The organism is Paenibacillus sp. YSY-4.3 (assembly GCF_054767475.1).
Map to the genome: position 1 here is coordinate 488,701 of NZ_BAABMC010000001.1, position 25,594 is coordinate 514,294.

Annotated in this window: 28 protein-coding genes; 24 read left to right on the forward strand and 4 right to left on the reverse strand. The window is 49.5% G+C overall.

Going from position 1 to position 25,594, the window contains the following annotated elements; all coding sequences use genetic code 11:
- Positions 1-19: 19 nt before the first annotated feature.
- The 11 genes from ACYUJT_RS02210 to ACYUJT_RS02260 all read left to right on the forward strand — a co-directional run bounded on the left by ACYUJT_RS02210 (position 20) and on the right by ACYUJT_RS02260 (position 10,532).
- Positions 20-688 carry an RraA family protein gene (locus ACYUJT_RS02210; RefSeq protein WP_460318507.1) on the forward strand — a complete coding sequence of 223 codons (669 nt, stop codon included), beginning with the start codon at positions 20-22 and terminating at the stop codon, positions 686-688.
- Between the two features lie 26 nt (positions 689-714).
- A complete protein-coding gene (locus tag ACYUJT_RS02215) occupies positions 715-1,905 on the forward strand; it encodes an ATP-grasp domain-containing protein (protein ID WP_460318509.1) in 1,191 nt (396 codons plus the stop codon).
- Positions 1,906-1,918: 13 nt separating this feature from the next.
- Positions 1,919-3,151 carry an MFS transporter gene (locus tag ACYUJT_RS02220; RefSeq protein WP_460318510.1) on the forward strand — a complete coding sequence of 411 codons (1,233 nt, stop codon included), beginning with the start codon at positions 1,919-1,921 and terminating at the stop codon, positions 3,149-3,151.
- A gap of 367 nt (positions 3,152-3,518) precedes the next feature.
- A complete protein-coding gene (gene sufC, locus ACYUJT_RS02225; protein ID WP_460318511.1) occupies positions 3,519-4,301 on the forward strand; it encodes a Fe-S cluster assembly ATPase SufC in 783 nt (260 codons plus the stop codon).
- 24 nt (positions 4,302-4,325) lie between these two features.
- The gene (gene sufD / locus ACYUJT_RS02230; RefSeq protein ID WP_460318513.1) at positions 4,326-5,627 is read left to right on the forward strand and encodes a Fe-S cluster assembly protein SufD; all 1,302 of its coding nucleotides are present in this window, start codon (positions 4,326-4,328) and stop codon (positions 5,625-5,627) included.
- Positions 5,624-6,838, forward strand: a complete 1,215-nt coding sequence (locus tag ACYUJT_RS02235; protein ID WP_460318515.1) for a cysteine desulfurase — start codon at positions 5,624-5,626, stop codon at positions 6,836-6,838. The genes sufD and ACYUJT_RS02235 overlap by 4 nt, the downstream gene beginning before the upstream one ends.
- Positions 6,838-7,257, forward strand: coding sequence for a Fe-S cluster assembly sulfur transfer protein SufU (gene sufU / locus ACYUJT_RS02240; protein WP_460318516.1), 420 nt, complete (start codon positions 6,838-6,840; stop codon positions 7,255-7,257). Before ACYUJT_RS02235 ends, sufU begins: the two co-directional genes overlap by 1 nt.
- A 20-nt stretch (positions 7,258-7,277) precedes the next feature.
- Positions 7,278-8,675: a Fe-S cluster assembly protein SufB gene (gene sufB / locus ACYUJT_RS02245; protein ID WP_460318519.1), complete on the forward strand. Its 1,398-nt coding sequence runs from the start codon at positions 7,278-7,280 to the stop codon at positions 8,673-8,675.
- A 169-nt stretch (positions 8,676-8,844) separates the two neighbouring features.
- Positions 8,845-9,339 carry a spore coat protein gene (locus ACYUJT_RS02250; protein ID WP_460319732.1) on the forward strand — a complete coding sequence of 165 codons (495 nt, stop codon included), beginning with the start codon at positions 8,845-8,847 and terminating at the stop codon, positions 9,337-9,339.
- Positions 9,340-9,380: 41 nt separating this feature from the next.
- Entirely contained in the window at positions 9,381-10,160 is a 780-nt protein-coding gene (locus ACYUJT_RS02255; RefSeq protein WP_460318521.1) for a carboxypeptidase regulatory-like domain-containing protein, read from the forward strand.
- A gap of 3 nt (positions 10,161-10,163) precedes the next feature.
- Positions 10,164-10,532 carry a hypothetical protein gene (locus ACYUJT_RS02260; RefSeq protein ID WP_460318523.1) on the forward strand — a complete coding sequence of 123 codons (369 nt, stop codon included), beginning with the start codon at positions 10,164-10,166 and terminating at the stop codon, positions 10,530-10,532.
- A gap of 74 nt (positions 10,533-10,606) precedes the next feature.
- Here ACYUJT_RS02260 and ACYUJT_RS02265 read toward each other — a convergent pair whose 3' ends face one another.
- Both ACYUJT_RS02265 and ACYUJT_RS02270 read right to left on the reverse strand, forming a co-directional pair.
- A complete protein-coding gene (locus ACYUJT_RS02265) occupies positions 10,607-11,653 on the reverse strand; it encodes an HD-GYP domain-containing protein (protein WP_460318525.1) in 1,047 nt (348 codons plus the stop codon).
- An 86-nt stretch (positions 11,654-11,739) separates the two neighbouring features.
- Positions 11,740-12,480 carry a molybdenum cofactor biosynthesis protein MoaE gene (locus ACYUJT_RS02270; protein WP_460318527.1) on the reverse strand — a complete coding sequence of 247 codons (741 nt, stop codon included), beginning with the start codon at positions 12,478-12,480 and terminating at the stop codon, positions 11,740-11,742.
- 147 nt (positions 12,481-12,627) lie between these two features.
- On the opposite strand from ACYUJT_RS02270, the gene ACYUJT_RS02275 reads away from it, so the two are divergent.
- The 10 genes from ACYUJT_RS02275 to ACYUJT_RS02320 all read left to right on the forward strand — a co-directional run bounded on the left by ACYUJT_RS02275 (position 12,628) and on the right by ACYUJT_RS02320 (position 21,150).
- Positions 12,628-14,070, forward strand: coding sequence for a bifunctional metallophosphatase/5'-nucleotidase (locus ACYUJT_RS02275; RefSeq protein WP_460319734.1), 1,443 nt, complete (start codon positions 12,628-12,630; stop codon positions 14,068-14,070).
- 41 nt (positions 14,071-14,111) lie between these two features.
- The gene (locus ACYUJT_RS02280; RefSeq protein WP_460318529.1) at positions 14,112-14,942 is read left to right on the forward strand and encodes an undecaprenyl-diphosphate phosphatase; all 831 of its coding nucleotides are present in this window, start codon (positions 14,112-14,114) and stop codon (positions 14,940-14,942) included.
- Between the two features lie 95 nt (positions 14,943-15,037).
- Positions 15,038-16,132 carry an HD-GYP domain-containing protein gene (locus tag ACYUJT_RS02285; protein ID WP_460318530.1) on the forward strand — a complete coding sequence of 365 codons (1,095 nt, stop codon included), beginning with the start codon at positions 15,038-15,040 and terminating at the stop codon, positions 16,130-16,132.
- A 110-nt stretch (positions 16,133-16,242) separates the two neighbouring features.
- Complete coding sequence (gene yfkAB / locus ACYUJT_RS02290) at positions 16,243-17,379, forward strand: radical SAM/CxCxxxxC motif protein YfkAB (RefSeq protein ID WP_460318531.1); 1,137 nt, start codon at positions 16,243-16,245, stop codon at positions 17,377-17,379.
- An 18-nt stretch (positions 17,380-17,397) separates the two neighbouring features.
- Positions 17,398-18,795: a hemolysin family protein gene (locus ACYUJT_RS02295; RefSeq protein ID WP_460318533.1), complete on the forward strand. Its 1,398-nt coding sequence runs from the start codon at positions 17,398-17,400 to the stop codon at positions 18,793-18,795.
- 191 nt (positions 18,796-18,986) lie between these two features.
- Positions 18,987-19,205 carry a spore coat associated protein CotJA gene (locus ACYUJT_RS02300; protein ID WP_460319736.1) on the forward strand — a complete coding sequence of 73 codons (219 nt, stop codon included), beginning with the start codon at positions 18,987-18,989 and terminating at the stop codon, positions 19,203-19,205.
- Positions 19,206-19,209: 4 nt separating this feature from the next.
- Positions 19,210-19,479 carry a spore coat protein CotJB gene (locus ACYUJT_RS02305; RefSeq protein WP_460318535.1) on the forward strand — a complete coding sequence of 90 codons (270 nt, stop codon included), beginning with the start codon at positions 19,210-19,212 and terminating at the stop codon, positions 19,477-19,479.
- 53 nt (positions 19,480-19,532) lie between these two features.
- Entirely contained in the window at positions 19,533-20,102 is a 570-nt protein-coding gene (locus tag ACYUJT_RS02310) for a manganese catalase family protein (protein ID WP_460318537.1), read from the forward strand.
- A gap of 34 nt (positions 20,103-20,136) precedes the next feature.
- Positions 20,137-20,337 (forward strand): hypothetical protein, encoded by a 201-nt coding sequence (locus tag ACYUJT_RS02315; RefSeq protein ID WP_460318539.1) that lies wholly within the window; start codon positions 20,137-20,139, stop codon positions 20,335-20,337.
- A 624-nt stretch (positions 20,338-20,961) separates the two neighbouring features.
- Positions 20,962-21,150: a hypothetical protein gene (locus ACYUJT_RS02320; protein WP_460318541.1), complete on the forward strand. Its 189-nt coding sequence runs from the start codon at positions 20,962-20,964 to the stop codon at positions 21,148-21,150.
- A 395-nt stretch (positions 21,151-21,545) separates the two neighbouring features.
- On the opposite strand, the gene ACYUJT_RS02325 is transcribed toward ACYUJT_RS02320, so the two are convergent.
- Complete coding sequence (locus tag ACYUJT_RS02325; protein ID WP_460318543.1) at positions 21,546-22,142, reverse strand: serine/threonine protein kinase; 597 nt, start codon at positions 22,140-22,142, stop codon at positions 21,546-21,548.
- Complete coding sequence (locus ACYUJT_RS02330; RefSeq protein WP_460318544.1) at positions 22,139-22,930, reverse strand: HipA family kinase; 792 nt, start codon at positions 22,928-22,930, stop codon at positions 22,139-22,141. The genes ACYUJT_RS02325 and ACYUJT_RS02330 overlap by 4 nt, the downstream gene beginning before the upstream one ends.
- Before the next feature lie 176 nt (positions 22,931-23,106).
- Between ACYUJT_RS02330 and ACYUJT_RS02335 the strand changes: the two genes are divergently transcribed.
- From ACYUJT_RS02335 to ACYUJT_RS02345, 3 genes are all read left to right on the forward strand, one after another.
- Complete coding sequence (locus tag ACYUJT_RS02335) at positions 23,107-23,493, forward strand: MerR family transcriptional regulator (RefSeq protein ID WP_460318546.1); 387 nt, start codon at positions 23,107-23,109, stop codon at positions 23,491-23,493.
- A 24-nt stretch (positions 23,494-23,517) separates the two neighbouring features.
- Positions 23,518-24,699, forward strand: a complete 1,182-nt coding sequence (locus ACYUJT_RS02340; protein ID WP_460318547.1) for an MFS transporter — start codon at positions 23,518-23,520, stop codon at positions 24,697-24,699.
- A gap of 173 nt (positions 24,700-24,872) precedes the next feature.
- Positions 24,873-25,592 (forward strand): PadR family transcriptional regulator, encoded by a 720-nt coding sequence (locus ACYUJT_RS02345; RefSeq protein WP_460318549.1) that lies wholly within the window; start codon positions 24,873-24,875, stop codon positions 25,590-25,592.
- The last annotated feature ends 2 nt before the right edge of the window (positions 25,593-25,594 follow it).

Sequence of the window (25,594 nt, forward strand, 5' to 3'; positions counted from 1 at the left end):
TCAATAGGAGGGGTTATTGATGAGTGCATCCTACTATCCGGGATCAGAAGCCTTCAAAGGAATATCCACAGCATGTATTTCCGATGCCCTGGACACATTCGGTATTAATGGGGGGCTAGAGGGGCTAAAGGCTTTGGCTCCCGGCATGGCCCTTGCGGGGCCGGCGTATACACTGCAGTATGAGCCGGTCTCGGAAGGGGAGGCGGCACAGGCGGGCGAGTTTATTGACGAGGTGCCGGAGGGGCATATCGTTGTCATTGCCAACGCCGGCAGGCAGTACTGTACCGTGTGGGGAGATTTGCTGACGCATGCTGCGAAGATCAGGGGGCTAAGAGGTACGGTGATCGACGGCTGCTGCCGGGACGCTACAGCGATCCTGCAAACCGGCTATCCGTTATTTTCGCTCGGAAGCTATATGAAATCGGGGAAAAACCGGGTCAGGCTTGCCGCCAGGCAGGTACCGGTAACGATTGGCGGTACTGTCGTCCGCCCCGGGGATATTGTAGCTGCAGATGACTCCGGCGTGATCGTGATTCCTAAGGATGTGGCGGAGCAAGCATATCGCCGGGTCAAGGAAATTGAAGCGATGGAGGAGCGGATTTTGCTTGATCTGCAAAACGGCATGCCGATGAAAGAGGCGAGAATCAAGCATCGCTATAATCAGTACGCGCTGCGTGTCAACGTATAACTTTAGGTCGAAGGTGAGGGTGCGCGATGGGACAAATCGTATTTCTGAACCGGAGCAAATCGTTTCCGTTCAAAAGCTGGATTCCCGAGATCACCGAAAAGCTGACGCTGTTTACGCAGCTCGATATTCCCGAAGCGGACGGCTACGACTTTGTTTTCAAAAAGGAGGCTTTGGACAAGGATGCGCTCATGGAATGGGAATTGATCGAGCTAAGCAAACATTACCCTGTGAAGGCTGTCGTATGTCACTCGGAGTATGACCTTCTCCGTGCCGCCAAATTGCGGGAGTATTTCTGCTTGCCCGGACAAAATGCGGAAAGTGCGCTCGCCTACCGCAACAAGGTGATTATGAAGGACTGGGCCAGGAAGGCGGGCATCGAAGTCGCTCATTATCAGGAGATCGCGACCCCAGCCGACATTGCCGCATTTATCCGGCAATATGGCTACCCGGTGGTCATCAAGCCGGTCGACGGAGGTGGATCCCGCCATACCGCCGTGCTGCGGGGCGACGATGAATGCCGGTCATTTCTGGAAAAGGGCGTGCCTCAAGGAATGATGATTGAATCGTTCGTCGAAGGCGAAATGTACCATGTCGATGGATTGATGCACCGGGGGGATATGCTGTTTTCCAGTGTTTCCCGTTATGTTAACGGATGCCTTTCCTTTCATTCGGGCACGAGCCTTGGCAGCATCATACTGAACTCGGACCCCTCCCGCATCCAAAGGCTGCGGCGCGAAGCGGAGCGTACGCTTCATGCGCTGCCTGCTGCTCCGGTGATCGCTTTTCATGCGGAGTATTTTCTTACGAAGGACAATCGCATCCTGCTATGCGAGGTTGCGAGTCGTACGGGCGGCGCTCGCGTAGTGGACGCCAATGAAGCGGCATTCGGCATCCACTTGAACCGGGAATGGATTCGACTGCAGTGCGGTTTGGACGCTGAAATAGGAAAGGCTAGCGAAAATACCGGTCGTACGGCAGGTTGGCTGATCATTCCGCCGGGAGAGGGGATTCTTCGCTCGATTCCGGAGAATACACCATTTGAATGGGTGGTCAGTTATGTACCGGCTTTGCAGGAGGGCGAGCTCATGAGAGGAGCCGTTTCAAGCGTAGACCATATGGCGAGCTTCGTCGTGGAAGGCGCTGACGAACGGGAGGTTGAAGCTCGCATTACGGATTTGGATCAATGGTTCAGAGATCAAATTCAGGTTGAAGGATGAAGGGTGTGCACGTATGAGCCAGGATAAGCCATTGTTTTCCGCGTCGTTTGTTATTTATTTAGCAGTGAATACGATGTTTTTTATGGGGATAGGAATTCAGGGAATTGCTATCCCCTGGCTCCTTCTCGAACAGTCAGGAGGCGCCCTCTCGGTGGGAATTATGCTCTGTATCCGGGCGTTGCCCGGCATTTTACTCGTCGGGATGGCCGGAGACTGGGCGGATCGTTATGACCGGCGTAGGATTTGCTTCTATATGAATTTACTGCAGGCTGTACCGATGCTGATTATATCCTATTTGATCGGACAAGATGTTGTAGGATATGTGTTCGTTTACGCCATTACATTGTTCCTATCCGTCGGGAACACGTTTTTTGTGCCCGCAGCCCGGGCGCATATGCAGGGGATGATCGAATCTCCCTATTTAATGAAAGCAAACTCCCTTTACGAGACTACATCCCAAGCGGGAAATATCATTGGCACTGGACTTGGCGGCATTCTGGTTGCTCTTGTGAACGCCGCCAATGCGCTGGCTATCGGGGCAGGCGCTTTTTTGTTGTCCGCCGTTTTAGTAATTTGCATGAAGGGGCAGCAGAAGGCTTACCGGCATGCTTCGCATGAACGCCCCAGCCGAAGGAATCTTTCTTTGACGGTAAGGTATATCCGGGAACGTAGAGTACTGCTGGCGGCTATTTTGTTTATTCTGATTCCTTCGCTCGTGGTGCAGGTCAATAACGTACTTATTGGGGCATATGTCAAGGATATCCTACATCTTGGCGCGGATAGCTTTAGCCTGGTCAGTATCATGTATTCGGCGGGAGCAATGCTGTCCGGGGTGCTGCTGGTATCTGTAAAAAAGATTAGTACGGGACGCAAAACGATTTTTGCTGCATTGTTGCTACTGTCCGTCGCGCAAGGATGGTTCGGGAATACATATCATATTACGGCTTCGGCTTCGGCCATATTTTTAGTAGGTTTTTTTGTGGTGATGTCGCGAAGCTGGATCAACACAAAGATTATGGAGGAGACGGAGGATATGTTCGGCGGGCGGATTCAAAGCGTTGTAAACATGATGAACTCCCTCATGATCTTATTGGCCGGCCTCTTCATAGGCGTATCCGCCAGCATATTAAGCTACCAGGTGATTTATCTTGCGGTTGCGGGAATTGGTGCAGCTGCTGCGCTGCTGTCTTGGTATGGCTTCAATGATCTCAAGCAAGCCAAGGCACAAAGGACAGGTTTTCATTGACTTTAGATATAATGGATGAAAAAAACCTCTTATTTACGGGCAGGCTAGGTTTAAAGCGCTCTTGGTAAGAGGTTTTTTATGTTATCCTCTTTGTTGAAAGGGATCGTAAGGCTAGAACCGTGTCGAATTTGCACTGTATGGATGGATTTGAAAGACTGAAGATATTTACAGGAGATTAGCCTTCTATCCAGCCGTGGCACGTTGATTAAGCCTTCGAAGTAGGTTAGAATAAAATGAGAATCAGTGAGAATCACTTAGAATAATTCTAAAGTGAGAATTATTGTGCTATAATGCAGGAAGCAAAGGGAGGCGTCCCTTTATAATATACGTTAATATTTTAACGACTTGATGGAGGGAGCAGTAAAACATGGCTACACATTTCGTTATTGAAGGACTTAAAGCGACAATCGAGGACAAAGAGATTCTTAAGGGAATCGACATTGAAATAAAGGGTGGGGAAGTACACGCCATCATGGGACCGAACGGTACGGGGAAAAGTACGCTCGCTTCCGCGCTGATGGGCCATCCAAAATATGAAGTTATTGACGGCAAGGTACTGCTTGACGGAGAAGATGTGCTGGAAATGGAAGTGGATGAGCGTGCTCGTGCAGGCTTGTTCCTTGCGATGCAATATCCAAGTGAAATTAGCGGTGTGACCAACTCGGACTTCCTGCGGAGCGCGATCAACGCCCGCCGCGGTGAAGGCAACGAAGTATCTCTCATTAAATTCATCCGCCAAATGGAGAGCAAAATGAAGGAGCTCGAAATGAATCCTGAATTTGCGCACCGTTACCTGAATGAAGGCTTCTCCGGCGGTGAGAAGAAGCGGAACGAAATTTTGCAAATGATGCTGCTTGACCCGAAAATCGTTATTCTTGACGAGGTTGACTCCGGACTTGACATCGACGCATTGCGCATTGTTGCCGAGGGCGTAAACTCCATGCGCGGCGAAGATCGCGGATTCTTGATCATCACTCACTACCAGCGTCTTTTGGATTACATCAAGCCTGATTTCGTCCATGTCATGATGCAAGGGCGCATCGTGAAATCCGGCGGTCCTGAGCTGGCTGAGCGCCTGGAGAAGGACGGATACGATTGGATTAAAGAAGAGCTTGGCATCGTTGACGAGACAGTAGGAGAGCAAGTTTAACGGAAGGAGGAAGGAGGAGCTAAGATGACTACACAAACCGTTCTACCGGTAGAACCGGATGTATTGAAGACCGCTTCCGTGAGCAACGGAGAACCGGCTTGGTTGACGGAAAGTCGCATGAATGCATTGAAGCTTGCGGCAGAGCTTGAATTGCCGAAGCTGGAGAAGACGAGAATCGACCGTTGGAATTTGCAGAACTACGGAACGCTGCGCCAAGGGCAAGCCGATGCAGCTCAGGAGATACCTGAGAGTGTGTCCGGCCTGGTCGATTTGAACGAGCAAAGCAATTTGATCGTTCAACGGAACTCGGCAAGCGTATTTACGAAACTATCTGCAGAATTGGCCGCGAAGGGCGTGATTTTTACGGACCTGGAGACGGCAGCACGCGAGCATGGCGAACTGGTACAGAAATACTTGCATAACGTTGTGAAGAGCGATGAGAACCTGCTTACTGCGCTTCATTCCGCAATGTGGAGCGGCGGCATTTTCCTCTATGTTCCGAAGAACGTGGAGATCGATGTTCCGCTGCAAAGCATCTACCTTGTGGACGACAGCAAAGCGGTATTTGCGCCGCATGTGCTAATCGTTGCCGAGGCCAACAGCCGCGTTACCTATGTGGATAACTATATCTCCGGCGACTTGGCTGATCCTATCGTTCATAACGGAGTGGCTGAAGTCTACGTTCAAGCTGGAGCAAAGGTACAATTTGCATCTGTGCATAATTTGAACGAGAAGACGACGGATTTGACGTACCGCCGCGCCGTGATCGAGAATGATGGACGGATCGAGTGGATCGTCGGCGAGATGAGTTCCGGCGATACGATGAGCGAAACGCTGTCCGTGCTGAAAGGCAACGGATCTACATCGGATGCTAAGGTAATCGCTATCGGCTCCGGCTCTCAAAAAATGAACTATACGACGAAAGCCGTTCATTTCGGAAAGAGCTCGGATAGCCAGATGATTACGCGTGCGGTTATGCGCGAGCAGGCCACGGCGATCATCAACGGCGTAACCAAGATCGAGCATGGCGCTACGAAGGCAAACGGCGAGCAAACCGAGAAGGTGCTTATGTTGAGCCCGAAAGCGCGCGGAGACGCGAACCCTATCCTTCTCATTGACGAGGATGATGTTACGGCAGGTCACGCGGCTTCCGTAGGCCAAGTGAATCCGGAACATATTTACTACCTGACTTCTCGCGGTATTAGCAAAGAGGATGCGGAACGCCTCATTATTTACGGCTTCCTTGCTCCTGTCGTGGCGGATATACCGCTGGAGCAGCTGCAGCAGCAATTGCAGGCACTGGTTGAAAGGAAGCTAGGACAATGAACCCGGCGCTGATCAAAGAGCAGTTCCCGATTCTGAATCAGGAGATCAACGGGCATCCGCTCGTCTATCTTGATAGTGCCGCCAGCTCCCAGAAGCCCCGCAAGGTGCTGGATGCGCTGAAGCATTATTACGAATGGGATAATGCCAACGTACATCGCGGCGTTCATACGCTGGGCAGCCGTGCTACGGATGATTATGAATCCGCACGCGAGAGGGTAGCCCGCTTTATCAATGCGCAGCATACGGAAGAAATTATTTTTACCCGGGGGACGACGACGGCATTGAATCTCGTCGCCTCCTCCTACGGGCATTCCGTGCTCGGCGAGGGCGATGAAATTGTCATTACGCCGATGGAACATCACAGCAATCTCATTCCCTGGCAGCAGCTGGCCTTGAAGACCGGGGCTGTCTTGAAATATATTCCGCTTCAGCCTGACGGCAGCGTCTTGTTGGAGGATGTGGAGAAGACCGTAACTCCAAAAACGAAAATCGTCGCTATGGCGTACGTTTCGAACGTGCTCGGCGTGGTGAATCCCGTGAAGCAGATTGCCGAAATCGCCCATCGCCATGGAGCTGTCATGGTCGTTGACGGAGCACAGAGCACGCCGCATATGAAGATCGATGTCCAGGATCTGGGCTGCGATTTCTATGCTTTCTCTGGTCATAAAATGTGCGCTCCGACGGGGATTGGGGTACTATATGGTAAGAAGCGTCTGCTTGAAGCCATGGAACCGATCGAATACGGCGGGGAAATGATCGATGATGTAGGGATGTTCGAATCCACTTGGAAGGAGCTTCCTTATAAATTCGAGGGCGGCACACCGATCATTGCCGGAGCGGTTGGATTGGCGGCGGCTATCGATTTCCTTGAGGAGATCGGCTTGGACGAAATCCATCGCCATGAAACGAAGCTCGCGGCATACTCGATTCAGCGCCTGTCAGAAATCGATGGCATAACGATCTATGGACCGCGGGAAAGGGAAGTCGGATTGATTACGTTCAATCTGGATGATGTACATCCTCATGACGTGGCCACGGTGCTTGATGCATCGGGGATTGCGATCCGGGCGGGACATCATTGCTGCCAACCGCTCATGCGCTGGCTTGAAGCGAGTGCGACGGCGAGAGCTAGCTTCTACTTGTACAATACGGAAGAAGACATCGACCGTTTGGCCGACGCTTTAATCCAAGCAAAGGAGTATTTCAAGTAATGCAACTTGACGACTTATATCGGCGCGTTATTATGGATCATTATAAAAACCCGCGCAACCGCGGGAAGTTTGAAGATGACGTCTTGACAGTGGATTTGAACAATCCGACGTGCGGGGATCGTATATCTCTTCAACTTATCGTCGAGAACGGGATTGTAAAGGATGCGCGGTTTACTGGGGAAGGCTGCTCGATCAGTATGTCATCGGCATCGATGATGACTGAGGCTGTCAAAGGACTTACCTACGAGCATGCCCTCCAGTTGGCCGATCGTTTCTCTTCGCTGATGAAGGGTGAGGATGTCCAATTCGACGAATTGGAAGATATCGAGGCTCTATCCGGAGTCAATAAATTTCCTGCCCGAATCAAATGCGCGACACTTGCTTGGAACGCACTGAAGAAAGGGATTCAAGAGTCATAAATATAAGGAGGTAATCCACCATGGCTAAGAAGGCTCCCGATATAGGGGAATACAAATATGGTTTCCGCGACGAGCATAAATCTATTTTCCAGTCAGGCAAAGGCTTGACTCGTGAAATCGTCGAGGAAATTTCGAAAATTAAGAATGAACCGCAATGGATGCTTGACTTCCGCCTGAAATCGCTTGAGCAGTTTGAGAAAATGCCGATGCCGCGTTGGGGCGGCGATCTGGATGAGCTTGATTTCGACGATATCCAGTACTATGTAAGACCTTCGGAGAAGCAAGGGAAGACATGGGAAGAGGTTCCGGCAGAAATCAAGGAAACCTTCGATAAGCTCGGTATTCCGGAAGCGGAACAGAAGTTCCTGGCTGGCGTATCCGCCCAGTACGAATCTGAGGTCGTTTACCACAGCATGCAGAAGGAATTGGAAGAGCAGGGCGTTATCTTTAGCGATACGGATACGGCGCTGCGTGAGCATCCGGAAATTTTCCGCGAGTATTTCGGTACAATCGTTCCGGCGACAGACAACAAGTTTGCGGCTCTGAATAGTGCAGTGTGGTCCGGAGGAAGCTTCATTTACGTACCTAAGGGCGTTAAATGCGAAATTCCATTGCAAGCATACTTCCGGATTAACTCCGAGAACATGGGGCAGTTCGAAAGAACGCTGATCATTGCCGATGAGGACAGCTTCGTACACTATGTCGAAGGTTGTACCGCTCCGGTATACAGCACGAATTCTCTGCATAGCGCAGTTGTTGAAATCATCTGTAAGAAGAACGCGCGCGTTCGTTACACGACGATTCAGAACTGGGCTCCAAACATCTACAACCTCGTTACAAAGCGGGCTGTAGCTGAAGAGAATGCGAACATGGAATGGGTTGACGGCAACATCGGCTCCAAGCTGACGATGAAATATCCTGCTGTCGTACTGAAGGGCCGCGGCGCGAAAGGCAGCGTGCTGTCGATCGCTGTAGCCGGCAAGAACCAGCACCAGGATTCCGGCGCGAAAATGATCCATTTGGCTCCGGACACAACGTCCACGATCGTCTCCAAGTCGATCAGTAAGCATGGCGGTAAAGTAACTTACCGCGGTCTGGCTTCCTTTGGACGTCAAGCAGAAGGCGCTAAATCGAATGTTAAATGCGATACGCTCATTTTGGATAATGAATCTACATCCGATACAATTCCTTACAACGAAATTATGAACGACAACATCATTTTGGAGCATGAAGCGACTGTATCGAAGGTGTCTGAGGATCAATTATTCTATCTGATGAGCCGCGGTTTAACCGAAGACGAAGCGACGCAAATGATCATTATGGGCTTCATCGAGCCGTTCACCAAAGAGCTGCCGATGGAATATGCGGTTGAGATGAACCGTCTCATTAAATTCGAAATGGAAGGCTCGATCGGTTAATCGCACGATCTAGATTCTAACCATTACAAACATCGCGGGCGATAAGCCCGCGGTGTTTTTTTGTCTGAGGATTTCATCTGTGGTTGCCCGGTGTAACTCTTTGGGCTTTTGCTGAATAGGCTATCGCATACCGCCTAGGAGGGATTTGGAATTGGTTAAAAATAATCAAATGCATCAACACCCGCATTTAGCGTGGCATGAGACCATGGAACTGCATGAGTTGACGGCGTTTCAAACCAACCAGCTGCAATATTTTAAGATGGTCGTGAATAATATCGCCGATCCTCAGCTCAAAGCATTATACTTAGAAGCCATCAAGAGCCTTGAGCACAATCTGAAAGAACTGCTGCAATTTTACCCGAAGGCACCGCAATGGCCGCAAGGAGCGAGACACGGTAAAAATCCGGACATGGATTTAACCCCATTTTATGCGGGGCAGTTGCTCGGATTCACCAAGACAGCGGTTCGATCTTATGCGGCTTCAATTACGGAGACAGCCACACCTCAGCTGAGAGAGACTTTAACGAAGCAGCTGAATGCAGCAATCCAACTGCATGCGAAAACATTCAATTTCATGCTTGAAAAAGGATTTTATCCGGCTTATGATTTGCCGAAGCTGCTGGCGAACGATGTTGCCAATGCCAATCGGGTATTAGCTTTGTAAAGGAAATTTAATTACTAGTATACCTTTGTTGAAATCTATGCATGCCTGAGCGGTATTCGCCAGCCGCGGTAGGCGTAGTACAGGGGATTGTCCAGCTATCAAACGGAACTGCGGTCGATGGTGCTACCGTGCAATTGTTTGATGCGAACGGCGATCCCTATGATCATACCGACAGTAACCCAACGGGTCGATTTACTCTTTCGGACGTTCCGGTAGGTTCTTATTTTATTACGGCAACTAAACCCGGTTATGCCATTCCGGCACGTATAGCCCTATCTGTCACGCAGGGAAAGCCTACGACAGTCACGATTACGATGCAAACCGACCCGACTGCTTCGTTAGGCGCCATTTTCGGAATTGTCCGCAATAGTACCAGCAGTCAATTGTTAACGAATGCTACCGTACAGTTATTCCTTGAATCAAACGGGGCTGAGACGTTGATCGGCAGCGTAAGGACGAACACCGCAGGGCAGTATTTGTTCTATAACTTAGCCGACGGAGACTATTTGATTCGAGCCTCCACCCCGGGGTATTTATCTAACCAAAGCGCAGTGGTCAGCATTTCCGGAAAACAATTCGCTCCGTTAGATATCGTTCTCTCCGCAGATCCGGAAGCAAACACGGGAACGGTCAGCGGAATTATCATCGATGCGACGACGGGGTCTGCACTTTCTAACGCAACAGTTGCTCTATATCAAATCACTGGTACAACCGAGAACGTAGTCAGCATCACCCATACGAACGCTGGCGGCCTGTATTTATTCGGGGATGTTTCCGCTGGCACATACCGTGTCAAGGCAACCGTGCAGACGGAGATATAGTCCATGCCAATGAAGGAGAAATATTTGTTAAAGGACAGCTCTCCGTTCACGATGACTCCGGGTAAGGAAGCTACAGTAAGTCTGGCGTTAAGCCAGTCCGACCCGCAGTCGATCCGTCCGTTCGATATTTCTTTTTACGTTGCCGTGAAGAAGGGAAAAAAGGTTTACAAGCAGCATATTCGCATCAAGCTCTCGGGTAGTCCGGACGAACCGCAGCTTAGCCAAATCTCGAGCCGGCAGATGCAATGGACCAAGAGAACGAAACGGCGGGAAAGGCGTGGATGCAGCGTTCCTGTAGGAGTCAAGCTATTCGTTTCCGTGCAAAAGGGGGCACAACGCCAGTGTCAGTGTTATTTGATTAAGAATTTGTAAGGAGGAGGTTCTCGCGAAAAACCCTTCCGCACTTATGCGGAAGGGTCGGATATGTATGTCAGGAAAATGTTCGGCTAAATATATACTTCAGTAATCGACAGCTCCCGTTCTTTAGACAAATCTACGAATCGGTCATCTGTTTGAATGAGCGGGCGGAAGAAATCCGACTGGTTCGTCATCACGATCGAACCGACCTCTCCAGAATTCAGCAGCACCTTCTTGCCGATAAAGTTCGGCAACATGTGACCGATTAGAGCTTGAGTCGGCTCAGGGCTTAATTTGCCGAAGCTGAGAGAATTCAGTTCACGCAAAACCGTGAGCAGTTCCTGCTTGGATTGGTAGACGCGGTTGGAGGTCATGGCGGTATAGACGTCCGCTACTGCCGCTATTTTGGCATAAGGATGGATTTCGTCCTTGCGAAGCCCCTTAGGGTATCCACTTCCATCTTCCCGTTCATGATGCTGCAAGGCGACCAGCGCGGAAATTTTGTCTCCCGTAGAATTCAAGATGATTTCGGAGCCATAGAGCGTATGTTGTTTGACCTCGTCGAATTCCTCGGGCGTCAGCTTGCCGGGCTTACCTAGAATGTCCTGGGAAATCCTGCATTTGCCGATATCGATCAAATAACCGGCTTTGCCGACTTGATACGCTTCTTCTTTAGGATAACCAAGCCACGTTGCGATATAATAAGATAGCATTCCGACTTGCATGGAATGATTATATGTATAATTATCACCGTTATTCAGCAGCAGTAGAAGCGATACGACGTCCTTCTGGCCGACCAGTTCATCTACCAGGGGCTGCAGCAGCTCATCGACCTTGGATTCATCGAAAGTACCGCTGGATAGCGCTTCCAGAAAAATGTCCTCATAACCATCGACAGCTTCGTCAAACAGCGGAGCAACTTTCATAACAGGATCTTGGTGTGCGTTGCTCGAAGTACGTTCGATGTCGATAGTGCGAGGTTCAATGTCGATGTAGTCGATTCCGTGCTGCATAAGCTTCACGATCTCATCGTTGGTGAGTTCAGTTCCTTTATGCAGAATTAATACGCCGAATTGATTGAAAATATCATGCTTAAGACGGTCGCCGGGGCTGATTTCGATCACATGTAATTTCAAGAACGATGACACCTCATAATCTGCAGTTTTCCTTTATGATAGCAGGGAATAACTGGATTGGCAATGATATTCTGGGTCTTTCGATGCTATAGCTGTGATATTTGACCTGGCGCTGTGGGATTCCACGGCCCTTGCCCGTGCCCCTTCCATTCCGTTCCGTCCTCCCACACTTCTTTCTTCCAAATAGGGACGATTTGCTTTAGTCTTTCGATGGCATAACGGCTTGCAGCATAGCTATTATCACGGTGAGGCGTGGAAACGGCGATGATTACGCTGCCCTCGGCGATATCGACTTTTCCGATGCGATGGCTGATGGCGCACAGGGTACCTGGCCACTTCACGGCGATTTCTTCACCGATTTGCTTCATTTTAGACAGGGCCATAGGAATATAGGCTTCGTACTCCAGGTGGATCGTCCGCTGATCGCCGGTCATTTCCCGTGTCGTGCCGACAAAAAACAGCGATGCGCCATGGTTGGCCGTATTTACTTTTCTGGTCACCGCGTCGACCGAGAGGGGCTGCGAAGTAATCTCATACATCTGGTCTTCGGAACCGAAGCACCCCTGCTCCAAATCCCCTAGGCCTCCGGACACGGGGGGGATGAGAGCAATTTCGTCCTGCTCGGTAATGAGCAGCCCGCCTGCTGCATATTCTTGATTGACGGCAAGAAAAGACATGCTCACCAGAGCTGCGGCCTCCGGATATTGATCGGCGATATCCTGTTTTAACCGTTCGGCGGTAATAGCGTTTTGAGGATATGTTATTTCGATTTGTGAGGCGCCGATACGGTCAGCGAGCCCCGCGAATAGAAAAATCGTCAGCATCATTTTTATTTCACCCCGTAATACTTAATAAACCCCTATAATATATCATATTTAGGGAGACAATGATTAAATTTGAGGTATATAATATTTTACATCTGATCATTTTACCAGAACGGCTGTACAGGCATAGACCGAGGGGGGACAATCATGCTGCCGGATACGAACCAGGATATTTTAACGATACTGTATACCAACGATTTGCATAGCCATTTCGCTGCCATGGAGCGGATTGCCTCTATGGTGAACAATTTTCGCGAGCAGGAAAATGGGGACGTACTGCTACTGGATATCGGCGATCATATGGACCGCGCCGCTCCCGAGACGGAAGGCACGATGGGACAAGCCAATGTTGATGTTCTGAACCTGATGGGGTATGACGCAATCACAATAGGCAATAATGAGGGCCTGACTTTTACGCCTGATCAGTTGGATCAAGCTTATGCAGGACTAGCCTGCGAAGTTGTCTGTGCGAACATGCTGGATGCCAAGACCGGCAATCCGCCTGTATGGATGAAAAAGCAAACCGTTCTTACGCGGGGAGGCATCAAAATCGGTTTGGTCGGCGCGACAGCCGCCTATGTCGAATTTTACAAATTGCTGGGTCTGACTGCGCTCGAACCGCTAGAGTCGATAGCGAAATCGGTAAATGAATTGCGCAGCGAGGCCGATCTTGTCGTAGTAATGTCGCATTTAGGCCTGTCCTTCGATCGCCAGCTTGCAGAGCAGGTTCCCGGGATTGACCTGATCCTTGGGGGCCATACACATCATCTGCTGGAGGAGCCGCTGTGGATCGGGCAAACGGCGATTGCGGCGGCGGGGAAATTCGGAAGGCATCTCGGGCAAATTACGATTGGGCGGGACGCGGCAACCGGAGCGGCAAAAGTCGTCTCAGGCATCTGCCTGCCCGCTGAGAGCGGGCCGGAGCATCCCAAAGTGGTTGAGGCGCTGGAGATACATAGGCGCCGGGCCGTAGAGCGCATGGCGCGAACCGTCGCCGTTATCGAAGAGGAATTGCCGATTCGTTACGATGTTGAATCTCCGTTTGGCAATTTGCTCGCGCAAGCGGTAAAGAGGTTTACGGGAAGCGACCTGTCGATCGTAAATAGCGGCCAATTGCTCGCTGGACTGCCTGCCGGAGAAATTAGCGAAGGCATGCTCCATGAACGTTGCCCCTCACCCATTAATCCTTGTCGCATGAATTTGCTGGGCAAGCATATATTGTACAGCTTGGAGGAATCGCTGCTTGTGGATTTTACGGACAAGGTGATCTTCGGGTTTGGCTTTCGCGGCAAGCAGCTCGGCGGCATTTGCGTCGACGGCATGGAAATCATCTATGATCCGGAAGGCGCGCCTTATCATAAAGTCATCGAAGCAAGTGTACAGGGAGTTCCGATCGTTCCGGAGCGGATTTATTCGGTGGGCACGCTGGACATGTTTACGTTTGGCATTGGTTACGAGTGCCTGAAGCAGGGCAGCGAGCAGGAATTTCTGCTGCCGGAGTTCCTGAGGGATCTGCTGCGGATGGAGCTTCAGACGGCTGGCGCCGTTGAGAGCTGCTTCTATCGCCGCTGGCAAAGCCGAGCCAAGAGCTGAATTAATAAGCGGCGGGGCCGCTTGATGATAAGGAGGGGGCCATGAATTCTTTTGTCGCGATTATTCTGGGGATTGTAGAAGGCTTGACCGAGTTCATCCCGGTATCTTCGACGGGCCACATGATACTGACGGCCAAGCTGTTAGGCTATAACGACTCCACTCCCGAGATGAAAACATTTATGATCGTGATTCAACTTGGGGCGATTTTGGCTATTTCATGGGTATACAGGGAACGGATCGTTCAACTGTTAGGATTGAACAGGAAGCCAGAGCCCTTATTTCGGAACCAGGCTCCTGCAAGGCGCCTTGATCTCCTGCATGTCATTTTAGGTATCGTACCAGCCCTTGTGGTTGGCTTCTTCTTCCGGGATTTCATCAAAAGCCTTTTCAGTCCCCAGACCGTCCTCTGGGCGCTGCTCATCGGCGGGATATTCATGATCGCAGCGGAGTGGTTTTCCAAGAATAAGGCTCAGGTAACCGCCAAGGATATCGACCAGCTTACTCACAAACAAGCGCTGATGATCGGACTGTATCAATGCATATCCGTCCTGTGGCCAGGCTTCTCCCGCTCCGGCTCGACTATTGCGGGCGGAATGTTCAGCGGGGCAAGCTACAAGGCTTCCGCCGACTTCTCTTTCCTGATCGCGATACCGATCATGTTTGCCGTTTCGGGTTATGAAATGCTGGATTCCTACCGATATTTTACTGTAGATACTATAGGATTTTTTGCTATCGGTTTTATCGTTTCATTTATCGTGGCTTATATCGTGGTCATGGCCTTCTTAAAATCCATACAGAAAATTCAGCTTAGGCATTTCGCTTATTATCGTTTCGTTCTTGCTGCTTTATTTTGGACTTTCATCATGCGATAGTTCCGGGCGACAAGCCAGTCATATCACATTATAAAGCCGCTTTTCGCAATGACATACATTAATAACCTAACCATAGAGACGGAAGTGGATTTATCATGCGATTAATACCTATTAACTCATTACAGGCCGGTATGAAATTGGGGAAGAAAATATATAATGAGGACGGTATCGTCCTTCTATCCGAAAATGCAGAGCTTACCGAGGCGGTCATCCGGCGGCTGCGCAGTCATGGCCTGAATTTCGTGTACGTGGCCGATCCGCGAACGGAGGACGTCGTTCCCGTCGATATGATCGAAGAAGAAACACGGCGCAGGGCGCTGAAGGAGATCCGGACGAATTTCCAGAAAATGACTGGGTCTACGGTCAAGGGTCTCGTCTATCCCTATCTGGGCAAGGCGTTCTCCGGCCTCGTCGAGGAGATTATGGATGATCTCAGCGCCAGGGAAGACGCCATGATCATGATGATGAACATCAACAGCATGGATCATTATTTATATCGTCATTCCCTTAACGTTTGCATATACACGATTCTACTAGGGCAAATTCACGGATATTCCAAGAGCGAGCTAACCCTCCTCGGCCTTGGCGCACTGCTGCATGATATCGGAAAAACCATGCTCCCGCTGGAGCTGCTGACCAAGACGGGCAAGCTGACGGATGCGGAGTACGAGCAAGTCAAGCAGCATGCGGAGATCGGGTTCAAGATGCTAAAGGATGAGCCCGGCATTCCCTTAGTCTCCGCTCACTGCGCTTACCAGCATCATGAACGTTTGAACGGCAGCGGCTATCCCCGAGGAATCCAGGGAGAAGAAATCAGTGAGTTTGCCCGCTGGATCGCCATTACGGATTCCTACGATGCTATGACGACCCACCGGGTGTATCGCTCTGCGATGCTGCCCCATCAAGCGCTTGAGGTGTTGTATACGGGGTGCGGCCATTTATACGAGAAATCCAAGCTTGAGTTGTTCCGCGACCGGGTTGCCATTTACCCGTTGGGTATGGCGGTCAGGCTCAGCACGGGGGAAAAGGGCATCGTCGCCAAAATCCATGGCATCTTCCCGCAGCGTCCCGTCGTCCGTGTATTGACCGACCCTTACGGGGAGGATCTGAAGGTGCCTTACGACGTGGATTTATCGCAGCAATTATCCGTGGTAATTACGGAAGTGGACGGAACGAATCAAATTGGTTAACATAATGAAGTGGATTCTTTAGGCGTAATAGGGTCTCAAGAGGGAAGATGTGCCGCAATGGAGCACTCTTTTCTTTTTTAGGTTAATAAAAGAAATAAGGTGGGCCAATAATGAAAATACTTAAGCATAACTCTGCGATGATAGCGCCGGTGAGTCCGAAGGATGATCCTTGGGATCCCATCGTCTCCCTGCGGGAGTTCGGGCGTCATGTACTGACTAGCGTGGAAATGACGGTCACGAATTTATGCAACATGCGCTGCGAGCACTGTGCCGTCGGGGACAGCCTGGTGCTGAAGGAGCCGGAGCAAATACCGCTGGATCTGATGCTGCGGCGCTTGGATGAAGTGGAGCATTTGCAGACGATAAGCATTACCGGAGGCGAGCCGACCTTCCGCAAGCAGATGGTGGATGAGAAGATTCTGCCGATCCTGAAATATGCGAAAGAGCGCGGGGTACGCTCGCAGATCAACTCTAACCTGACCCTCGATTATGAGCGGTATGAGAAGCTGATTCCCTATCTGGATGTGATGCATATTTCGTTCAACTATACGAATGAACAGGACTTCTATGAGATAGGCTTTGCCAATAGCGGGCATCCTGTGAAGAAGGAAGTTGCCTCCAAGCTGTATGACACGATGATTGAAAATTCGCGTAAATTAAGCGAGGCGGGAATGTACATATCAGCTGAATCGATGATTAATTACCGCACTCACGACAAGCTGCCGGCGATTCATAAGCTGATTACGGAAATGGGCTGCCGCCGGCATGAGGTTCATCCGATGTATGCATCCAATTTCGCCAAAGGACTACCGGTATTATCGCTCGATGAAATGCGCCGGGCGATTCATTCCTTGCTCGATGAGCGTAATAAAGAGATATGGATGCTGTTCGGCACCCTTCCGTTCTATGCCTGCAACAACAACGAAGCTGATACAGCTTTGTTGAAGCGGCTGCGCGAGGAACCATTGGTCACGGTACGCAATGACCCGGACGGCAGAAACCGAGTGAACGTGAACATGTTTACGGGGGAAGTGTTCGTAACGGATTTTGCAGACATTCCTTCATTCGGCAGCGTGCATGAGGAACGGTTGGATGTTATATTTGCCAAATGGCTGAACGAACATCCGCTCAATCAGAAAGTAAATTGTTATTGCGAGGCGGCCAGCTGCTGCGGTCCAAACCTGCTCGTTGCAGACATGTATTATAAGGACACCGACTTCAAATCCCGCAAAGCAATCACATTTTAGAAAAGAGGCGCTGTACCTATGCCCGATGGACATACGGAATTCGAGGTTGGCAAGCTGATATTCAATTTGTTTCTAGTCATTATTTTAGTACTATTGAATGGATTTTTCGTTGCCGCGGAGTTTTCGCTCGTTAAGGTGCGTCAGTCTAGGCTGACCCAGCTCGTCAGCGAAGGCAATAAGCGTGCAACCTATGCGCTCAAAGTAAATAAAAAACTGGATGCCTATTTATCAGCCACGCAATTAGGAATTACGTTGGCCTCGCTTGGACTGGGCTGGGTCGGTGAGCCGGCCATATCCGAGTTGTTGATCGAACCTTTGATGCATAAAATCGGCGTAACGGATGCTACACTGATTGCTACCGTCTCGGTTGCGGTAGGGTTTGCGATCATCACATTTTTGCATATCGTTATTGGGGAGCTCGCTCCGAAGTCGCTCGCGATTCAGAAATCGGAGTCGACATCGTTATGGCTGTCCGCTCCTCTCCTGTTCTTCTATCGAGTGTTCCTGCCGGTAATCTGGCTGTTGAATTCGGCAGCGAACGGCTTGCTGCGGCTTATCGGTATCCAGCCGGCCGGCGAGGGCGAAGCAGCCCATTCGGAGGAGGAAATTCGCATTCTGATGGATCAGAGCGCGAAGAGCGGCGTCATCGACCAAGACGAGATGAAGCTGATGGACAATCTGTTTGATTTCTCCGATTTACTGGCGCGGGAAGTCATGCTGCCGAGAACCGATATGGATTGCTTGTACACGAATCTTTCCTGGGAAGAGAATATGAAGATCGTAGTGGAAACGAAGCATTCCCGGTATCCGGTCGCTGTAGAGGACAAGGACCAGATTATCGGATTCGTGCATCTGGCCGATCTGTTCCTGCCCGACGGAGGAAGCACCAGGGATATTGCTCGAATCGTACGGCCGATCCTGAATGTGCCGGAATCCATGGAAGTCAGCCATGTGCTGCGCCTTATGCAGAAGAAGCATTCCCAACTGACCGTCGTGGTGGATGAATATGGAGGCACGGCGGGGCTGCTGACGGCCGAGCGAATCATGGAGGAAATCGTCGGCGATCTTTACGATGAATTCGACATGGATCGCCCGGAGGTCGAAAAGCTCAGCGACGGCACCTTTTCCGTGGATGGCCGGATGCTCATCGAAGACGTGAATGATTTGACGGGAGTCACGATCGAACACGAAAAAGTGGATTCCATCGGGGGATGGCTGTTTAAAGAACTGGACGGAGCCCCTGCAGTAGGGAGAAGCGTTCAGGTCGAGAATATGCTCATTGAAGTGGCTGAAGCCGAACCGCTTCGCATCATGCGGGTAAATATCAAGCAGGTCAGTGAGCAGGACGGGACGCAAGATTCCGATACGGATGCGGAATCGAATGGGAAATCTCAAGAATACGAGCCCGGCATTTAATAAAAACTCCTATCAAGGTGAGGGAATCGCCTTGGCAGGAGTTTTTTTCTGTTTTTTTGCTGTATTGCTGCGATTGGTGGTTCATATTCTGGGCGAACGTCATATGTTAATGGTGAGGATCGGGAGCGGTGTCTCACTTGAAAGCAGAACAATTTAAAAGAGTGAAGGAGGAACGATCGTTGAGTCATCCGTTGAGTCATCCCCAAGAGGTAGCCTGGGCCCCTTTTGTCGGCCCTTTTGACCCCTGTCCGCCGATATTGTGCAAGACGTACAGTACGCCCCCGCACCTGTTTATGCACTTTCAGCCGCTGAATCTTCCTCAGTTTAGTCCGGAAGATGCGTTAAGGCACGGAACGTTGTGGCCTGCACTCTACAGTCCCTATGAGTCCAAGTGGGGAAAAGGAAGGTGAGATGATGTCACACAAAGGCAATTTGGACCCGCAATTTTATGAGATGCTCGAAAAACTGCAGGCACTTGATTTCGTGCTTGTCGAATTAAACCTATTTCTCGATACGCACCCCGATGATCTTGCTTCCATTCAGCAATATAATCAGCTTGCCCAGGAACGTGCCCAGCTTGCCAGCCATTTTCAGCAGCTCTATGGCCCTCTGATGAACTTTGGCCACTCCTTTTCGAAATTTCCATGGGAATGGTCGAAGGTTCCATGGCCATGGCAGGTGTAATGCTTGCTTCATGGCAGCTTGCTGAAAATGACTAAGGAGGGAAATGCAAAAACATGTGGGTCTATGAAAAAAAGCTCCAGTATCCCGTACGGGTAGGGAAATGTGATCCTCGGATGGCTAGGCTGCTGCTCGAACAATACGGCGGAGCCGATGGGGAGTTAGCGGCTGCGCTGCGGTATTTGAATCAAAGATACACGATTCCAGACAAAGTTATCGGTTTGCTCAATGATATTGGAACCGAAGAATTCGCCCACCTTGAAATGATTGCCACGATGGTATACAAGCTGACGAAGGATGCGACGGTAGAAGAACTCGACGCTGCGGGATTGGCTCCGCATTATGTTGCGCATGACAGCGCGCTGTTTTATGAGAATGCTTCCGGCGTGCCGTGGACGGCAGCCTATATTCAGGCGAAGGGTGATCCGATCGCTGATCTGTACGAGGATATCGCGGCAGAAGAGAAGGCGCGGGCTACATACCAGTGGCTCATCGACATGACCGATGACTGCGATTTGCAGGATGGTCTGAAGTTCCTGCGCGAACGGGAGATTATTCACTCACTGCGCTTCCGCGAAGCAGTGGAGATTTTGAAGGATGATCGGGGCAAGAAAAAGGTATTTTAAATGGCGCCCTAATTTGAAATGAAGGTGGTATCCGATGTCCAAATCCAAACGCGGAAAAGCGTTATGGACGCTTCCCTCCAGAGGCCGCGGCACCTGCCCGGTATGCAGAAGCACGCGCATCAAATTGCTGTATACGAGAAAAAGCAGCTCCGAGCAGGTTTTGAAAGTGTGCAAACGCTGCTTCCTTGCTCCTCAGGAAAAAATCGACGCTGCCGCCGGAGCGCTTGGCGTATAGGAAGGGGCGCAAATTTATTCTGACTAGCAAATTGGCATTGTATTGCTCTTAAAGAACAGATAAAGAGACGGTCTTTTGGCTGTCTTTTTATTTTTTTATGCCTAGCTTGACCCTTCCGACTTCCATTTGGGAAGCGAAGTACCTAGATAATAGAAATATTTTATAACCATATAATACTATAATACATATATTTAGTGAATAAATGGTATATTATAATTGATATCAACAAAACCTAATTTTTACTAATTTTAGATCGAGGTGTAGAGATCTGAGAAAGATTGATAATTTGTTGCATGTCTGTATTATTGGGGTTGTACTATTTGGAGGGCTTTTTTTATTCAGGTATTTAATTAATAAAGAATTTAGTTTGGTAGAACTAGTTTTAGCCTGTATCTTCGTGCTTACTCTAATACTTGTTCTTTATTGGAGAACTAAAAAGCGATAAAAGCTTCATCGATACTTTCTTGCACTCTGATTGCCTATAGCTACCGACAACTCCAACTGTTCTTGGGACAGAGCCGTATACCTTGTTTCGGGCAAATGGCCCCGAGACTGTAAATCTTGAGGGCATTTTATATCAGGACACAATCGAAGGGACTACGCTATTTATGATCCATCATAAGAATGACCTTGGAGAACTATCCCGAAGTGGCGGGGAGATTGGCTGTAGCAAGATATTTCGAATCGATGATTAGCGGCAGTACCAGCAAGAGCATGATTTTTGCGCCGGGAGAGAAGAAATTGATATTTACGGAGCTCAGCGCAACTGCCGTGCCAAACGGTGATGTCGTCAGCCTGAAGCTGATCTTTTGAGTGATGGCCCTATTCAATATACAGTGCTGATCGTCAAGGCAAGCCATGACCCATTAGAGGAGCTCCCTATGCTGCCTCAGCTTGATCCAAAGGAATCGATCATTCGGGGGGAACTTCAAGGATTCAGCCCGTGTATTCGAATATAACGAACTGGTAGGGACAAAGCAGGAGCGGTTGCCGCTAACCGATAATACCACCGATCCTTTTCAAAAAGGTATCGACGGAATCAAGCTTACCGAAGCAACGAATCCCGGCAATTACGGAGTGCTTTGTTTTTTTGTCGTAGTTTTGTTACCCTTCTACTAATTATGAGGAAGTAGGTATTGAAAATATAAAGAGATTTTAGTTCATGTTCGAATGAACTAAAATCTCTATTTTTATAACCAATAACCATCTTATGGGATGATTTGCGCTTGACTCCACTCGGAATAAAGCTCTGGATGATGGTGACTTACGTAAGCGATAAATGGCTGCAGGCGGCCGATGTTGGACAAACTTTGCAGCATATGTTGAGGATAGGGTTGTACTGTCCGATATGAATTAACATGATCGATGACCTTTAATGTATTTTCAGGAGTTACATAGACATGCCGTAATGCGGTATCGATACGAGTGAACTGCACCCGTTTCATCTCTTTGAGTATCAATACTAACTGTTCGGCAATAAAGTCTGGAAAATCTGATCTGTTGGAGAGAAATGTTTTTAACCCAGGCCCGCTGAAGTATTCCATCACGATGTAATTCCTGCCGACCTCATAGACCAGCGGAATAAAGGAAGCGGAAGCAGCCGCATGTAAAGTCCTGGCTTCGCTCTCTGCATCTGATTCATTTACGTAAATTTTAACGCATCGTTGGGCAGATATTTGAAATACTGCTCCTTGAGCACCTGCACCAATATAAGGAAGCTCAGTCGGGTTATGATGGCCGACTTGATACGGGACACCTGGTATATTATTACCAGGGAAAACAGTAATTCTATCGAAATTATTCATATTGACCCTCCATGATATTTGTAATGTTTATACCAGACAGGGAAGTTATAGATTATGGACTGAATCAAGGAATTCATAGCATTTCGTCGATGTTCCATATAATTGATCAAGGTGATTACATCCTGTTCGGATACGCCCCATTCCACTGGGATATTGCTGGCGGCGTTAAATAAGTCATCCCGTGTCAAGGAATGCAGCTTGGAAAGCGATTCGCGAAAAGGGTGCATACCATCAATAAAAGGGACGAAGCGTTGATAAAGCGTTCCCCAATAAGCCGTGTAATTGTTCATCTTATTTAGTAACGTTTTAGCGTTCCAATGGGGGCCGTTAAACACATTGGCTTGATCGATCATCCATAGCTTCGGCTCAGGCCCTCCTGCAATGATTAAATTTTGCTTATCCTGCGTCCAAATATGCCGATCATTATTATCAAGCCAGTAATCGAATAAAATCATATCAGCGGCCTGACCGATATTTGTGCATCTAGCAAGGTCAAGGTCGTTCGGATGGAGTATGCCATGAGGGATGAACCGGCTGCCGAAATGCGGACCTTTGTGTAAGGTAGGACTGTCAGCAACTCCTTCAGGTACGAAAATGATCTTGCCGTCTGGAATGGGGAGGTCCATCCTTTTTGCTAATTGGCTGCAAATTAACTCGTTAACCAGAACCTTGACTCCCTGGGGATTAGATAACAATTTGATAACATAATGGTCTCCGTCACTGCAAAGTACTAGATGGGGCATGCTCCAACCCGGTAACGGTTGAATATATTGGGCAACTTGCAGCATAATATCACCCCTCTCATTTCATATAATTAAATTATGCCAAAATAAGATAAAAGATTGGTCTAATGAACAAGTAGATTCGCTGATTTAAACGATCTTTTGAGGGATTTTTATTTTCACCGCTTGACTTGGAGTGAACTCCAGGTGCAATAATACGAGATAATCAGGAGGTGAACCGGATGAAGATTACAGAAGTGAGCGAAATGTTTGGCCTATCGCCGGATACGCTCCGCTATTACGAGCGCATCGGATTGATTCCCCGCGTAAACCGCAATCCAGGCGGAATCAGGGAGTATACGGAAGAGGACTGCAAATGGGTCGAATTTGTCAAATGCATGCGGGACGTGGGTCTGCCCATCGAAGCATTGACGGAATATGTACGCTTGTTTCAGCAGGGAGACGAAACGATCGAAGCAAGAAAAGAACTATTGGCTGAACAGCGCAATCAGCTTCAAACCAGAATGGACGAGATGAAGAAGACGCTGGACCGCCTCGATATAAAAATAACAAGATACGAGCAGACCGTATTTGAAAAAGAAAGAATGCTGAGAATACCAGCAGAATAGCTTCTTACTAGGGAGGGATGAAGCGTGGAGCGTCTTTGGACGAAGTCGTTTATTTTTATAACGGTAGGAACGCTGCTTCTGTTCACTGGATTTTACTTGCTGCTTCCAACGCTGCCGCTGTTCATCAAAGAGCTGGGTGGCGACGAAGCGCAGGTCGGCATGGTAACGGGGGCGTTTATGTTGTCTGCCGTCATTTTTCGTCCGATCGTTGGCGTGCTGCTGGATCGGTTCGGCAGACGTCCCTTTATCGTTTGGGGGCTAATTCTTTTTGCATTGGCGATGTATATGTACGATTGGATCGGCGGCATCGCCGTCTTAGTCTGGATTCGCATCGTCCACGGGATGAGCTGGGCAGTATCTACGACGGCGCTGTTTACGGCCGCTACGGATATGATTCCCGCTACCCGCCGCGGGGAGGGCATGGGCTGGTTTGGCACGGCTATGACGCTCGCTATGGCGGTTGCTCCGATCTTCGGCATCTGGGTTATACAGCATTTATCGTATAGCGCCCTGTTTTTATCCGCCGTAGGTCTTTCCGCCGCAGCACTGCTGTTTACATTTGGCGCCAAGATCCCGTTTCGGCCGCAAAAGAAAACTACCAGAATCGAGCTCTTCGAAAAATCCGTCCTGCCCGTTACAGCGGCTGTCTTTTTCCTGACGATAGCTTACGGGGGCATCACGACCTTTGTTCCGCTGCTTGCCAATTCGGTCAAGGTTAATTCCGGCACTTTCTTTCTCGTTTATGCCGTGATGCTATTTTTAACTCGTCCTATCGCGGGAAAGCTATCGGACCGTCATGGTGAGGCATTTGTCATTATTCCCTCTCTTGTGATTACGATTCTGGCATTGATGGTCCTCAGCTTCTCGACCGGACTATTTGGTATGCTGGCATCGGCTGTTCTGTACGGCATTGGCTTTGGCTCTGCGCAGCCGACGCTGCAAGCAGCAACGATCCGTCTTGCCCATCCGGAACGGAGAGGGGTAGCGAATGCCTCATTATTGACAGCTACCGATCTTGGCATCGGGCTGGGTGCGATCATGCTAGGCTGGGTCTCTCAGCATACCAGCTACCAGGTATTGTTTACGGTTAGCGCCGCTTCGGTTGCAATTTCCCTGCTTCTGTTCATTTTATTTGTAAAACACTTGTTGAAAAACAGAGGTCTTCACTCGGAGAATGAAGCTGATCTTACGACTAAAATGAATTGACGCAGCTTACTGTAGCGCAGCATACGCCGGGATCGGCCAACCGGAGGCTTTGGATAACCAAAGTCTCCGGTTTTTTTATTTCCAAAACATGTATTTATTTTTCGGAAAAACTATTGACCAATACGATATATCGCTATAATATAACGATATATCGTATTGAGAGGTGAACGTATATGAGATTTCACAATTACGGTGCTTGGCGGGCGAGTCAGCTCGAGCGTGGAAGATATTCAAAGGAAGAGGTTTACCAGGATATATTTTTAAGGCATCGTCATGGCGGTGGTGGAGGAGGATTCGGGGGACGGGGAGAAGGCAAGCGTTTTTTTGAGCGGGGGAAGTTCAAATTTGCTCTCCTTGAGCTGCTGGCGGCAGAACCAATGCACGGCTACCAGTTGATTAAGACGATGGAAGAGAAAACGGGCGGCCTGTATTCGCCAAGCCCCGGCTCCGTGTATCCGAATTTGCAGTGGCTTGAAGATATGCAGCTTATAGGTTCGACCGAGAAGGACGGCAAGAAGCTGTATCATATCACGAAGGAGGGACGGACTTATCTTCAAGAACAAAGAGGGGAAGAAACGGAGCGGCCGGAGTATCCGTGGGAGCATCCTGGACGGCACCGCCCCCATGGCAGAGGGCATGGCAAGCATCTACTGCGTGGTCTGATGAAGGATTGGTCCGAGGTTGTTCATTTGATGGCGAGAGCGTCGGAAGCGGCAAAAGTAAATCCCGGCTCCAAGCAAGCGCAGGAGTTCCAAGAGATTATGTCCAAGCTGAGGGTCAGTTTATCCGAAAACCTGGCTGCCTTTCCGGACTCAAACAAGGGTGGAGCTGGAGCTGTGCCGCCTCCATCCCCAAATGAGCCGTTCGCGGACGATGGCCGAGACGGTGAATAAGG